The organism is Hymenobacter terrigena, from assembly GCF_054776515.1.
On sequence record NZ_BAAHBU010000005.1, the window covers coordinates 230,259 to 243,852 of the forward strand.

Annotated in this window: 11 protein-coding genes; 7 read left to right on the forward strand and 4 right to left on the reverse strand. The window is 57.6% G+C overall.

Going from position 1 to position 13,594, the window contains the following annotated elements; all coding sequences use genetic code 11:
- Positions 1–37: 37 nt before the first annotated feature.
- The 3 genes from kynU to ACYU7Q_RS20220 all read right to left on the reverse strand — a co-directional run bounded on the left by kynU (position 38) and on the right by ACYU7Q_RS20220 (position 3,033).
- Positions 38–1,327, reverse strand: a complete 1,290-nt coding sequence (gene kynU / locus ACYU7Q_RS20210) for a kynureninase (protein WP_460611267.1) — start codon at positions 1,325–1,327, stop codon at positions 38–40.
- 45 nt (positions 1,328–1,372) lie between these two features.
- Positions 1,373–2,434, reverse strand: a complete 1,062-nt coding sequence (locus ACYU7Q_RS20215; RefSeq protein ID WP_460611268.1) for an amidohydrolase family protein — start codon at positions 2,432–2,434, stop codon at positions 1,373–1,375.
- A 74-nt stretch (positions 2,435–2,508) separates the two neighbouring features.
- Positions 2,509–3,033 (reverse strand): 3-hydroxyanthranilate 3,4-dioxygenase, encoded by a 525-nt coding sequence (locus tag ACYU7Q_RS20220; protein WP_460611269.1) that lies wholly within the window; start codon positions 3,031–3,033, stop codon positions 2,509–2,511.
- Positions 3,034–3,199: 166 nt separating this feature from the next.
- Here ACYU7Q_RS20220 and ACYU7Q_RS20225 point away from each other — a divergent pair, with 166 nt between their 5' ends.
- From ACYU7Q_RS20225 to ACYU7Q_RS20240, 4 genes are all read left to right on the forward strand, one after another.
- A complete protein-coding gene (locus ACYU7Q_RS20225; RefSeq protein ID WP_460611270.1) occupies positions 3,200–4,954 on the forward strand; it encodes a hypothetical protein in 1,755 nt (584 codons plus the stop codon).
- Positions 4,955–4,996: 42 nt separating this feature from the next.
- A complete protein-coding gene (locus ACYU7Q_RS20230) occupies positions 4,997–5,788 on the forward strand; it encodes a Rossmann-fold NAD(P)-binding domain-containing protein (protein WP_460611271.1) in 792 nt (263 codons plus the stop codon).
- Positions 5,789–5,917: 129 nt separating this feature from the next.
- Positions 5,918–6,643 carry a glycosyltransferase family 2 protein gene (locus ACYU7Q_RS20235; RefSeq protein WP_460611272.1) on the forward strand — a complete coding sequence of 242 codons (726 nt, stop codon included), beginning with the start codon at positions 5,918–5,920 and terminating at the stop codon, positions 6,641–6,643.
- Between the two features lie 72 nt (positions 6,644–6,715).
- Positions 6,716–8,551, forward strand: a complete 1,836-nt coding sequence (locus tag ACYU7Q_RS20240) for a hypothetical protein (RefSeq protein WP_460611273.1) — start codon at positions 6,716–6,718, stop codon at positions 8,549–8,551.
- Between the two features lie 15 nt (positions 8,552–8,566).
- On the opposite strand, the gene ACYU7Q_RS20245 is transcribed toward ACYU7Q_RS20240, so the two are convergent.
- Entirely contained in the window at positions 8,567–9,115 is a 549-nt protein-coding gene (locus ACYU7Q_RS20245; protein WP_460611274.1) for a carbohydrate binding domain-containing protein, read from the reverse strand.
- A 302-nt stretch (positions 9,116–9,417) separates the two neighbouring features.
- On the opposite strand from ACYU7Q_RS20245, the gene ACYU7Q_RS20250 reads away from it, so the two are divergent.
- The 3 genes from ACYU7Q_RS20250 (at position 9,418) to ACYU7Q_RS20260 (ending at position 13,554) form a co-directional block, all read left to right on the forward strand.
- Positions 9,418–10,737, forward strand: a complete 1,320-nt coding sequence (locus tag ACYU7Q_RS20250) for an MBOAT family O-acyltransferase (protein ID WP_460611275.1) — start codon at positions 9,418–9,420, stop codon at positions 10,735–10,737.
- 39 nt (positions 10,738–10,776) lie between these two features.
- Positions 10,777–12,087 carry an alginate O-acetyltransferase AlgX-related protein gene (locus ACYU7Q_RS20255; protein WP_460611276.1) on the forward strand — a complete coding sequence of 437 codons (1,311 nt, stop codon included), beginning with the start codon at positions 10,777–10,779 and terminating at the stop codon, positions 12,085–12,087.
- A gap of 123 nt (positions 12,088–12,210) precedes the next feature.
- The gene (locus ACYU7Q_RS20260) at positions 12,211–13,554 is read left to right on the forward strand and encodes an alginate O-acetyltransferase AlgX-related protein (RefSeq protein WP_460611277.1); all 1,344 of its coding nucleotides are present in this window, start codon (positions 12,211–12,213) and stop codon (positions 13,552–13,554) included.
- The last annotated feature ends 40 nt before the right edge of the window (positions 13,555–13,594 follow it).

Below are 13,594 nucleotides of genomic sequence, written 5' to 3' on the forward strand. Positions count from 1 at the left end.
TGATTTAATGGGGTATACGAGAGAAACATTCGCTCATTCACCCATTCGCTTGCTCATTCGCCCATTGGGTAAGCGCTGCGCCCACCCGCTCCACATCCTCAAACGAATTATAGAGCGGCACGGGTGCCAGGCGGATAACATTGGGCTCACGCCAGTCGGCAATGATGCCCTGCGCGGCCAGGAAATCGAACAGCTCGCGTCCCCGCTCGTGCACCAGCACCGAGAGCTGGCAGCCGCGCTGGGCAGGGTCGGCGGGCGTGATGATTTCGAGCTTATCCGTAGGAAGATTCAGGCCCCGGATGAGGCTTTCGAGACGGGCAGTAAGCTGTTCGCTCTTGCGGCGCAGCACGGCCATGCCCCCGGCCCGGTCCACAATTTCGAGGCTGGCGCGGTGAATGGCCATCGGAAAAATCTGGGCGTTGGAGAGCTGCCAGCCGGCCGCGCCGGGCATGGGCCGGAAGCCTTTTTTCATCTGGAAGCGCACCGAGGCGTCGTGACCCCACCAGCCGGCCAGTCGCACAAGGTCGGGCCGGTTGGCAAATCGCTCGTGCACGAACACGCCCGAGGTGCCGCCGGGGCCGGAATTCAGGTACTTGTACGTGCACCAGCAGGCAAAATCCACGTCCCAATCGTGCAGACGCAGGTCAAGGTTGCCGGCGGCGTGGGCCAGGTCGAAGCCTACGTAGGCCCCCACGGCGTGGCCCGCTTTGGCAATGGCCGCCATATCAAAGGCCTGCCCGGTGTAGTAGTTCACCCCGCCGATAAGGACGGTGGCGAGCGAATCGCCGAGCTCCGCGATTCTGGCTTCGATGTCTTCCGTGCGCAGGGTGTGCTCGCCGGGGCGGGGCACCAGCTCCACAATGGCGTCGTCGGGGTCGAGGCCGTGCAGGCGGGCCTGGCTTTCGATGGCGTACTGGTCCGATGGGAACGCGCCGCCTTCCATCAGAATCTTGTAGCGCGTGGCCGTAGGACGGTAAAACGTGACCAGCAGCAGGTGCAGGTTCACGGTCAGGTTGTTCATCACCACCACCTCAATCGGCTTGGCGCCCACCAGCCGGGCCGTGGCCTCGGTGAGGGTGTTGTGGAAGTGCATCCAGAACGAGGGCGCGTGGAAATGGCCTTCCACGCCCAGCCGCTCCCAGGTTTCGAACTCCTGCTCGGCGGCGGCGCGGGCGGCCTTGGGCATCAGGCCCAGCGAGTTGCCGCAGAAGTAGGCGCAGGGCCGGCCATCGGGACCGGGCGGCAGGTGAAACTCCTGGCGGAAAGCGGCCAGCGGGTCAGTAGCGTCGAGGTGGGCGGCGGGGGTGGAGGTAACAGCGGTAATCATATCCGCAAAGGTCGGCGCAAAGCTCCTGCCGATGCTAACAAAAGGTTATGGCCTTAGCATTGCCCGGGCATTGGCACTCAGTGGGGCATGGCCGAACCGTTCGGCCGTCAGCCCCAGCCAGTCCAGCGCGTTCTGGCCCAGCATTCGGGCTTTGATATCATCCGAAAACGACATGGATTTGATGAGCTGGCCCGGCTCCAACTCGCCCAGCGGAAACGGGTAGTCGGTGCCGAGCGTGATTTTATCGGCCCCCAGCGTTTTCACTAGGTAGTCCAGCATCAGCGGGTCGTGCACCAGCGAATCAACCCAAAACTTGCCCAGGTACTTGCGCGGGTTGTGCGGGTTGTCGATGGCGCACAAATCGGGCCGCACCTGCCAGCCGTGCTCGATGCGCCCGATGGTACTGGCGAAGGAGCCCCCGCCGTGGGCCACCGCCACGCGCAGGTTGGGCAGCCGCTCCAGCACGCCGCCGAATATCAGGGAGCAGAGCGCCAGCGTGCTTTCGGCGGGCATGCCCACCAGCCAGGGCAGCCAGTATTTGGGCATTTTTTGCTGGGCCATCATGTCCCAGGGATGCACAAATACGCAGGCCCCCAGCTCCTCGGCGGCGGCGAAAACCTCGAAAAGCTCCGGCGCATCCAGGTTCCAGTCGTTGACGTGGGAGCCAATCTGTACACCAGCCAAGCCGATTTTCATGCAGCGCTCCAGCTCCCGGATGGCCAGGTCGGGGTCCTGCATTGGGATGGTGCCCAGGCCCACGAAGCGGGTAGGGTAGCGGCGCACCACATCGGCAATGTGGTCATTCAGCAGCTGGCTGAGGTCCAGGCAGTCCAGCGGCTGCGCCCAGTAGCTGAACATGACGGGTACGGTGCTCAGCACCTGCACCTGCACGCCAAACTGGTCGTACTCGCGCATCCGCACGGCGGGGTCCCAGCAGTTGTCCTGCACCTCGCGGAAGAACTTGTCGTCCTGCATCATGCGGGCGCAGCACGGCTTGTGGTGGTCGAGCCGGATGAAGCCGCCGTAGCCGTACCGCTCGCGCAGGTCGGGCCAGCGCTCGGGCAGAATGTGGGTGTGGATGTCGATGCTGAGGGAATTGGGCAACACGGCGAGGCGAGTGGGGCAGGCAGGGGCAAGGAAAAATAATTCGTCATCCTGCGCGGTGCTCAGGATGACGAATGTTAAACAACCGGCGCGGGAGCTTCCATGTAGGTGCCGCAGTTTTTGCAGGTGCGCAGGTCGTCATTGGCCCAAAAGGCATTCATGATGGGCGGCAGCTGGGCCACGATGTCGGTGATGAGGGCGAACTCCTCGTGCAGCTTGTGGCCGCAGTTTTCGCAGTACCACTGGAAGCCGTCGGGCTCGTCGGTGGTGCGGTAGCGTTCCAGCACCAGGCCCACGGTGCCAGCCGGGCGGCGTGGCGAGTGCGGCACGTGGGGCGGCAGCAGAAACATCTCGCCCGGACCAATGGTGATGTCGACCGGCTTGCCATCCTCGATGATTTTGACGGTCATCGTGCCTTCGATTTGCCAGAACAGCTCCTCGCCGGCATCCACGTGGTAGTCTTTGCGGGCGTTGGGGCCGCCCACCACCATCACGATGAAATCCTTATTGTCTTTGAAAACCTGCTGGTTGCCCACCGGGGGCTTCAGCAAATGGCGGTGCTCATCAATCCACTTCTGGAAATTAAACGGACGGGCTATCATGGGCGGGATGGGTTGGTTGGGAATACTAAACTACTGCCGGGCGCGGAGTCCGGGCCAAATTGTCCGGCTGGGAGCTGGCAGCCAGCCACTCTCCGCAAACCGACGGCGCTATCTTTGCCGCTTATCCGGCTTCATCCAGCCCGGGCGCCAACCCATACCTGCTATTATGAAAAACGGGCAGCGCCTGCTACTTCTGCTTCTTTTCTACGGCCTGGCATTTGTGGTTTTTACCTGGCCACTGGGCGCCAATTTCGGGACGTCTTTTATCGCGATACCGGGCGGCGATTCCAGCGGCTATATTTGGGATGCTTGGCATTTTCGCAAGCTCCTGCTCAGCGGGCACAACCCGTATGTGACCGATTGGCTGTTTTTTCCGCGCGGCACCGGGCTGATAATGCACGGCTACCTGCCTGTGCTGGGCCTGCTGAACCTCGGCCTGAACAATCCGTTTCTGGCCGTGAATGTGGGCTTGCTCCTGAGTGCCGCCATCTCGGGGGCGGGGGCCTACCTGCTGGCGCGGCGCTGGGTCCAAAGCCCGGTGCTGAGCTTATTGGCGGGGTTTATCTTCGTCTATTCGCCCTTCAAGCTGCAACGCCTCACCCAGCATTTCAACCTGCAGCTCACGGCCACGATTCCCTTTTATATTCTACTGTTTTTCCGGGCGTTTGAATTTCAGGAAGGGCGGTTTTTGCCCCGGGTGCGCAGCTGGGGGGCCGTGGCCGGCTGCCTGGCCCTGGGGGTGCTCACGCTTCTCAGCGACTACTACGTGCTGTTTGGGCTGTTGTACTTTTCGCTGGCGTATGCCGCGTGGTTCTGGTTCCGCATCGGACGCATCCGGTGGGGCGCGTGGCGTACCTGGGCGTGGCTGGTGGGCATTCTGGTGGTCGGCCACATTGTGGTGCGGCTGCTGCGCCTGTCGGGACTACCCGAATACAGCATCTGGTGGGCCGGCGATTTGGTGGCTTACCTGATGCCGCCGCCCACCAGTCGGTTCGTGTATTGGGATTGGGCGGCGCGGCTCTACCACAACGCCAAGGTATTCAACATGCCGGGCTCGCTCGAAAACACGCTGTTTATCGGATATGCGCTGCCGCTGCTGGCACTGGCGCTGTGGGCATTACGCCTGGCCGGGCAGCGCCCCCCGTCCCGACGCGCGCAGAGCACTGACGGCCGACCGCTGGCCTGGGTGCTGATTATCTTCTTGATGTTCACCGTGCCCACGTTGCGCATCTACGGGCACGAATGGCTCAACCTGCCCACGGCCGCCATCCACTTCATCCCGTTTTTCAATAACATCCGCTGTCCTACCCGTTGGATTCTGATGGTGGGCCTGCTGCTGCCCATCGTTTCCTTCAGCGCGCTGGAATCCTGGTGGGCCACGGCATTGCGGCCGAATACACGGCTGGTGCTCAGCCTGCTGCTGGCGGGTATTGTGCTGCTGGAGTTCTGGCCGCAGCCCTACCAGCACTTGACGCAAGCGGCCATCCCGCCGGTGTTTCGGCAAGTAGCTCAGTTGCCTGGTACCTCGCTCATCCCCATTCCGCTGGGCATTCTGGATGGCAACCGGCAAGTGGGGCTAATGCAGCCGGAACAGATGTTCTACCAAACCCAGCACGCCAAAAAGCTGCCCATCGGCTACTTGTCCCGGGTCAGCCCTGAGCTGTTTACTTCGCTCGACGAGCAGCCTGTGCTGCACGCCTTGCTGCAAGCACAGATGCGGCCCGACTCGCTGCCGCCCGCCCCGCCCACGTCCCGCCAGATGCAGGGCTTTCTGCGCACCTACGACCCCGCCGCTTTCGTTATCGACCCGGCCTTCCGCAACCAGCCCGTGCATGCCTTCCTGCGCCAGCTGCTACAGCCCTACGGCTACCGCGAGCAGTTGGTGGGCGGTTACGTACTGCTAACCCCGCCCGCCAAGTAAAAAGCCGGTTTTTCCGTTTTCCCTTAATAACCACCTCTTGCTATGAGCCTTCCGTTGACTTCCCGCCGCGCCCTTGTGGGCGGTTCTACCCAGGGCATTGGCCGGGCCGTGGCCCAGTTGCTGGCCGAGCAAGGCTGCGCCGTGACGCTGCTGGCCCGCAACGAAGCGCGGCTGCGCGAAGTAGTCGCCGCCTTGCCCACGCCCGGCGAAGCCCGCCATAACTACCTAGTGGCCGATTTCGACGACCCCAGCCACCTCGAAGCCGTGGTGCAGGCCTACCTGGCTCAGCACCCCGAAGGCTTCCACATCTTGGTGAACAACACCGGCGGGCCGGCCGGCGGCCCGCTACTCGATGCTTCGGTCGATGACCTGCGCATTGCCTTCAACCAGCACGTTATCTGCAACCAGCTGCTGGCGCAGGCCGTGGTGCCGGGCATGCGGGCGGCTGGCTACGGGCGCATCATCAACATCATTAGCACGTCGGTGAAGATTCCGCTGGCGGGGCTGGGCGTGAGCAACACCATCCGCGGGGCAGTGGCCAGCTGGGCCAAAACCCTGGCCAATGAACTGGGGCCGGCCAGCATCACCGTCAACAACGTGCTGCCCGGGGCCACGCTCACCCAGCGTCACACCTCTCTTATCGAGAAGAAAGTAGCCCAAACCGGCCAGTCGGCCGAGGCCATCGAAGCCGACATGCTGAAAACTATTCCGGCCCGCCGCTTCGGCCACGCCGAGGAAGTGGCCGCTGCCGTGGTTTTCCTGGCCTCACCCGCCGCCGGCTACATCAACGGCACCAGCGTGCCCGTGGACGGTGGCCGCACGGGGGCCCTTTGATGCCTTGGGCTTAATGAAGAATTTTAGCTCATCGAGCACATTTTCCAATTCTTCATTCCTCATTCTTCATTCCTCATTAAGCGAAGCGTTTACCTTTGCTGCTTTCCGACTGCGTCCAACTTCTTTCCTGTGGTAAAATTCGACACCCTATCCATCGTTATTCCGGTCTACAACGAGGCCCGCACCATCCATCAAATTCTGGATTTGCTGCGTGAGCTGAAGCTGGTGAATAATATTAGCAAAGAGATAATTCTCGTCAACGACTGTTCTACCGATGCCTCGGGCGATACCATTCGGGCCTACGCGGCACAATACCCCGAAATGGGCCTGCGTCTGCTGGAGCACCCCGTGAACAAGGGCAAAGGCGCCGCTCTGCACACGGGCATCCGCGAGGCCACCGGCGACTACGTCATCATTCAGGACGCCGACCTGGAGTACGACCCCGAGGAATATAACCTGCTGGTTAAACCCATATTAAAAGGGTTTGCCGACGTGGTTTTTGGCTCCCGCTTCATGGGCGGCAACCCGCACCGCATCCTGTTTTTCTGGCACAGCATCGGCAACTATTGGCTTACCCTGTTCTCGAACATGGTGACCGACCTGAACCTGACCGACATGGAAACGTGCTACAAGATGTTCCGGCGCGACATCATTCAGGGCCTGAAACTGGTCGAAAACCGCTTCGGCTTTGAGCCCGAGGTAACTGCCAAGGTGGCCCGCGTAAAGGACGCCCGCATCTACGAGGTGGGCATCAGCTACTACGGCCGGACCTACGCCGAGGGTAAAAAAATTGGCTGGCGCGACGGGTTTCGTGCCATCTATTGCATCCTCAAGTATGGCCTGCTAGGCCAATAAGCCTGTCCGACAGGCTAGGCCAAAGCGTAGCTGACCGGACCCGGGCCGGTTGGTTCCTCATTTTTTTGCTCTATGTTGCTTTCCAAACAATACGCAACCCGCTGGCCAGTGCGCCTGGGCTTGGTCACCATGCTGGTTCTGCTGGTGTTTGCGTGGCACTTCTACATGGAACGGTCGGCTTATTACGACCTTGCCTACCACCTCTTCATCTACTTGAAAACAAAGTCGCTGTTCGTGCAGAACCGGCGCTTTGTGGCCATCGTCACGCAGTGGCCCACGCTGACGGCCATCAGGGCCGGCCTGCCCCTCGACCAGGTTTTGCGCCTCTACTCGGTGGTGTTTGTGGTCTATTACTTGGCGGTTTTCCTCATGTGTGCCTACTGGATGCGCAATGAGCAGGTAGCGTTGGTTGTCGCGCTGCTGTTTGTATTGCTGGCCTCGCGCACGTTCTATTGGGCACAGTCGGAGTTGCCGCAGGCCTTGGCCGCCATGCTGCTATTCTACGCCGGTATTGCGCGGCAAACCCCTTTGCGTTTTAATATCAGCACATTGGCCCTCCTTGCGCTGGTGCCCGTATTCATTTTTGGGCACCCGCTGTGCGTCATTCCCTTTTTGTTTATCTGGGCCTACGACTGGTTGCTGAACCGCCGGTTTCGGGATTGGGGCTACTATGGCCTGCTGGGGCTGGGGCTGGGCATGTACAAGTTGCGGGTGATGCTTACCCCGCCGGGCTCGTACGAGGCCACGCACATGACCTTTACCCCTAATCTGGTAAAGTATTTCCCCAATTACCTAGCTATTGGCAGCTTCGATAATTTCTGGCATCTCTGCGCCAATGGCTTCATTGCGCTGCCCGTACTGCTATTAGCACTTACGGTGCTCTATTTGCGGCAGTGGAACTTGCTGGCTGGTTTGCGACTGGCGCTGATGTGGGGCTTTGTGGTTGGTTACGTATTCATTATCAACGTCTCCAATCCTGACTATACAGAAGCTACTTATCTCGAAAATCTCTACTTGCCACTTACCCTTTTCGTGGCTATTCCTTTCGCCATGGAGTTCCTACCGGCGCTCGAACGCAGTTGGGCTGGGCGGGGGCCACTCTTGGCGGCTGGTGTATTGGGCTTGCTATTAGTCGGCAGGTTGGCTTTAGTCTGGTACCGACATGAGTCTTATACTGCTTATCAGCATTGGCTTAAGCATCTGACCAACTATACGCAACAGTTCCCGGAGCGAAAATTCATTATGTGGCCCGACAATGTAGACCCGCACCGCCTGCGAGCAGGCTGGCCCTGGTGGGCTTCTGCTAGCGAAACCATGATGGTGAGTGCATGCCATAACCCCGATTCGGTGCAAACCGTGCGAGTAGGCTGGGACATTGACGAGATGAAAAGAGCCGGCTCGGAACCCGGTGTCCTGCTCGGCCCCTTCGAAAACATGAAAAGCGCCGAATTGCCCGGCAACTATTGCCGCTTTCCCAATACCACCTACCGCGTGCTCAATACCGAGCCGCCGCAGGAACCCAACGCCCTCAATGCCTATATCACGGCCCACGAAGGCATCCGCCTGGAACTGGCAAAGCCGCTGCCTGCTACGCTGCGGGCAGCTCATTCGCAAGTTGTTGCCGTTAAAATAACGGTGCCGGAGGCAGCCCGGCCCCTCCATTCCGGTATCCGGGCCGACCATCCCACGTTGCTGCGCACGGCGTTCTACAAATCGCACGACTGGCCTTCTGATACCAGCCCCGTGCAAACCGCGCTGGAAGTGGATGTATGGCAGCCCTGGACTCAGGAACTGCTCTTGCAAATGCCCCAGCAGCCTGGCCATTACACTTGCGAAATCAGCCTCGTCAGCCGCGATTATCGAGACTGGCCCGTGCGGCTGCGGGTACCCGTAGAAGTGGTGAAATAGCGCCCGTTGGGCCAACTATTTAGCAAGTGAAATCTCCAAGTCATCAAGGTACACGGGCTCTTTGCTGTCGGCGCGCCAGAGGTAAACCAGCAGGCGGCTATCGGGCTTAGCAGCTTCGGGCATGGTGATGGTTTGCTCCACATGCTGCCACTTGTTGTATACCTTCACTACTTTGTTCAGTTCCAAGCCTTCCCACACGAGGTCGGAGCCTGCGTTGGGGCTTTTAACCTGTGTCACCAACTTGGCGTTGGCCTGGTCGTTGGGAAGCAATACCCAGGCACTTACCGTGATTTTGGCGGGCCAGTCGGGCGAAAAACGCTCGAGGGTATTGCTATAGCCGAGGCTGTAGTCATGGCCTGGGCTGACCTTGGTGCTATAAACGCCGGAATGGGCTTTCTCGCGGTTGATGGTAGCCAAAGCTGGTGAGTCGGCCAGCCAACCGTCCAGATTTTCAAAGTTATTGAAGGCAAGCTGCCCATCCGCTGGTGCATCGCCTGATGTGGAGGAGCAGCCCGTTAATAACAGGGTGGCCAGCAAGCCGCTGGCAGTAACGTGTTTCAGCATAAACTCAAAAAGTGTAAGGCAAAGGTATGTGTTCGCCGCAGGTTTGTCCCAAGCATGGTTCAGCGTCGGATGCCATCGTGCCCGCCCAATCAGCACAGATACCTATGCCATAGAACCGGGCTTTAATCAAGGTTGCGTATTTTTGAAACGGTTTGCTTAGTGAAGCGTTCCCTTATTTTATTAATAATTAGCACATGGTTTTTAGCAGTACACTTTTCCTTTTCTACTTCCTGCCAGGTTTTTTGCTGCTGTATTATGCTGCTCCCGCGCGTTGGAAAAACACGGTAGCGCTGATAGCAAGCTTGGCCTTTTACGCTTGGGGCGGCCTGAATTTTCTGGCGCTCTTTCTGAGCTCAGTTGTGGTGAATTTTGTGCTCATCCGCTACATGGATGCCACACCGGAGCGTTGGAAGCAACGCATCTTTCTCATTATGAGCGTTGTCATCAACGTGACGATGCTCTTTTATTTTAAGTACGCCAACTTTTTTCTGGACAATGCCAGTACCGTGCGCGCCTACTTTGGTGGCCCGCCGCTGACCTGGGAAAAAGTGGTGTTGCCCATCGGTATCTCGTTTTTTACCTTCGAAAAGCTGACCTATACCATCGATGTGTATCGGGGCGTGAACAAGCCGCTCAAGTCTTTCTGGGACTTCATGCTCTATATCATGCTGTTTCCCAAGATGATTGCCGGCCCCATCGTGCGCTTTCACGAAATTGCTGGTCAGCTCACCGACCGCGCGGCCTTCGACACTGTAGACCAGAAGCTGGCAGGCCTGTTTCGGTTCGTTATTGGCCTAGCCAAAAAGGTGCTTATTGCCAACGTACTGGGCGAACAGGCCAACGGTATTTTTGGTATGGCTCCCAATACCCTGACGCCCGGACTGGCTTGGATAGGAGCCTTGGCCTACACATTCCAGATTTATTTCGACTTTTCGGGCTACTCTGATATGGCCATCGGTTTGGGACGAATGATGGGCTTTCAGTTTCCTGAAAACTTCAATAATCCCTACATATCTCGCTCCATCACCGAGTTCTGGCAGCGCTGGCACATCACGCTGGGCCGCTGGATGCGCGACTACCTCTACATTCCCCTCGGAGGCAACCGCGTGAAACCCAGTCGCCTCTACGTCAATCTCTGGACGGTGTTCATCCTCTCCGGTTTCTGGCACGGGGCGGCCTGGAATTTTATTGCCTGGGGAGCTTTCCACGGCTTTTTTCTCATCCTGGACCGCCTGTTTCTGCTGCGCATATACCAGCGCATTGGCGCACTTAGCATCGTACCGACCTTTCTCATCACCGTGGTGGGTTGGGTACTGTTCCGCGCCGAAACGCTGGCTGGTGCTGTGGCCTATATCGGCGCGCTGTTTGGCATCACCGGGTCGGCCGCCGAGTCGCCTTATCTCAACCATGAGTTTTGGTTCACCATGGGGCTGGCTGCTTTCATATCGTTTGTTGCGGCACTGCCTAAAGTTGAGCGTTGGGAGTTAAGCACACTGGCTGCCGGGCATTTTTCCATGCGGGGTGCTACGGGCCTCACCTTCGTTACGGCGCTGCTACTGGTGCTTAGCATCAGCTATATTGTCGGTAGCTCCTTCAATCCCTTCATTTATTTCCGGTTTTAGCATTGCTAACGACCTATAAATCATCCTTTTTTTTGATTCGTGACGGCTTTATACAAACGGTTTTTGCTGTTTATGTTGCTGGCGGTAGTACTGGTACCGGTATTACAGGCCAAGTTTCATTTCGTTGCAGAAAAACAGCTGGCTGGGGCATTTACGGCAACTTCGAAGCCGTCTCTTAGCTGGGAGGGCCTGCGCGACAATACCTATCAGCTAACGCTGGAACACTACTTGGAAGACAGCATTGGTTTCCGCCCAACCCTGATTCGCCTGCGCAACCAATTGGCATTCTCCTTATTCAGGGTGGCCCGGTCGAGCGACATTGTGGTGGGTCAGCACGGTGTTCTATTTCAGCCTGCCCATATCACAAGTTACCAAGGCCGCGACCTATTTGAAGAAGCGGAAGTGAATTTCCAGGTGAGGCGGCTACGAGCGGTGCAACGCGAATTGGCCCAGCGCGGAGTACAGTTGCTATTCGTGATGGCGCCTAATAAAGCGCGTTTCCAGCCCGAAAATCTGCCCACGCACCTGCGTCCTGCTCCCGGCACAGCAACCAACTATGACCGGTATATGCGGGCCATGCAGGCCGATTCGGTTGCAGTGCTCGATATGGTACCCCTGTTCGCTCACTGGAAAGAAACCAAGCCATACCCCCTTTTTCCGCGTGGCGGTACCCATTGGAGCGGCTACGGTGCTACGCTGGCCGCCGACACGTTGCTACGGCGGCTGGAACAAATGGGTAACCTGCATTTTCCAACCGTGCGCACAGTTGGGCCACCAACCATCATTCACAATGCCGACTCGCTCCGGGCTACCGATAACGACATTGGTGGTCCCTTGAATCTGCTTCAGCAGGCAGAAGCCACTCCGTTGGCTTATCCGCATTTGGCCTTCGACCCTCCCCGGCCGGGCCAGACCCGACCGTCGGCACTGTTCGTGGGCGACAGCTTCACACTGAGCTTGATGTATTTCAACCCTTATATCCAGCGCGAATTCGCCGACGATTCCCGACTCTGGTACTACGGCTACACCGTGCGGATACCCGACAGCGTAGAACATAATACGGGAGACATTTCTATCAATCTCGACTGGCGGGCGCAAATTGAATCACGCCGTTTCATCGTGCTACTGCTCACAGAACATAATTTTGTAGAGCACTTTTTTAAGTTTGTTGACCGGGTGTACCGCCTTTATCATCCGCTGACTGCGGCTAACCAAACTGCTATCGACCAGATTGCCCAGAAGCTAGCCCGCGAAGCAAGCTGGGAGGAGCAAGCGAAAAATCCGGATGAATTCACGCGGAAAAACCGGGAAAAGGCAGAGGAGATTTTCGAGCGTCAACAACCACTGTAGTTCGTTGAATATACAAGCTGCGAAGATTTGCTCTTAGTATGGTGATTTAATGCGTAATTAAATCGCCATACTTGATTGTCTGAACAAGGCCGGTAGGTCTATTATTCTAAATTATTTTTCGTTATGTCAATTCTTCTAAAGCGGGTTTTGCTTGGCATGCTGCTGGCCATAATGCTGGTGCCGGTACTGCAGGCCCGGTTTCATTTCGTTGCAGAAACGGGACTGGCTGGAGCATTTATCATGTCCCCGCGACCGTCCTTTCATTGGGAAGGGCTACGCGAAAATACCTACCAGCCAACACTGGAACACTATTTAGAAGACCGCATCGGCTTTCGCTCAACCTTTGTTCGGTTGCGAAATCAGCTTTTGTTTTCCTGCTTCCGAATTGCCACGTCAAGCGATATTGTAGTAGGAAACCAGGATGTGTTGTTTCAATCGAGCCCAGTTGCGAGCTATCAGGGCCACAACCGGCTGACACCCGATGAGGTGCGGTTTCGGGTGCGGCGGCTGCGCATTCTGCAGGATACTCTGGCCCGGCAAGGCATTTCCTTCCTGTTTGCAATTGCGCCTAATAAAGCTCGCTACCAGCCCGAAAACCTGCCGGCCCATTTGCGAAACACCGTGCGGGGCCTCACCAACTACGAACTTTTTGCGCGGGAAATGCAAGCTCAGCAGGTCAATATGTTAGATTTCGTTGCCTTATTTAAATCCTGGAAGGATACTACGCGCTATGCACTTTTTCCCAAGGGCGGCACGCACTGGAGCGGTTACGGTGCGGCCCTGGCTGCCGACACGCTTTTCCCGCGTATTGAACAACTCGGGCACTTCGACTTAATAGACTTCAGGCGCCAGGGCCCGGTAGTTGTCAAATATGACTCGCTCAGGTCAACCGATGCAGACCTCACCGAAACGCTTAATCTGTTCTTCCCCTACCAATCGTATCCGGCGGCATATCCCACAGTGGTATTTGATTCCCTGAAAACGGGACAGCAGCGCCCTAATCTGCTTATTGTCGGCGATAGTTTCAATTGGGCGCTAATGCAGTTTTGGCCTTATTTGCAAACGCTATTTGCGCCAGAGTCCCGCTTCTGGGGCATGGACCGAAATATTTTCCGATACACCGATGGCTATACCCGTGAAGGGCATGAACTGTGGCAACTTGACTTTGCGCAGGAAATAAAGTCCCGCAAATTCATTCTGATGCACATGACCGAGCACAACCTATACGACCACAGTATTATCGACCAGATGTACGACCTGTTCTATCCCCCTTCAGAGGCCACGAAACACCGGGTTCAGCAAATCGAAAAAGAAATGAGCCGCCCTCCGGAAATGCAAAAGCGTCTATGGGAAGAGAGCTATCAAGGGGGGCACCAGCTAGCAGATGAATTACATAAAAATGCTGTTGCGCAATATGAGAGAGAGCAAATTGCGGAAGACCAGCGCCAACATAAGGATGAGAAGTAAGCTGGGTGCCACTCGTAGGCGGTGCTACATCCCCCACGAT

Coding starts and splice junctions, on each gene's coding strand:
- ACYU7Q_RS20260 (WP_460611277.1), top strand. CDS start 12,211: ATGTCAATTCTTCTAAAGCGGGTTTTGCTTGGCATGCTGCTGGCCATA.
- kynU (WP_460611267.1), bottom strand. CDS start 1,327: ATGATTACCGCTGTTACCTCCACCCCCGCCGCCCACCTCGACGCTACT.
- ACYU7Q_RS20230 (WP_460611271.1), top strand. CDS start 4,997: ATGAGCCTTCCGTTGACTTCCCGCCGCGCCCTTGTGGGCGGTTCTACC.
- ACYU7Q_RS20220 (WP_460611269.1), bottom strand. CDS start 3,033: ATGATAGCCCGTCCGTTTAATTTCCAGAAGTGGATTGATGAGCACCGC.
- ACYU7Q_RS20225 (WP_460611270.1), top strand. CDS start 3,200: ATGAAAAACGGGCAGCGCCTGCTACTTCTGCTTCTTTTCTACGGCCTG.
- ACYU7Q_RS20245 (WP_460611274.1), bottom strand. CDS start 9,115: ATGCTGAAACACGTTACTGCCAGCGGCTTGCTGGCCACCCTGTTATTA.
- ACYU7Q_RS20240 (WP_460611273.1), top strand. CDS start 6,716: ATGTTGCTTTCCAAACAATACGCAACCCGCTGGCCAGTGCGCCTGGGC.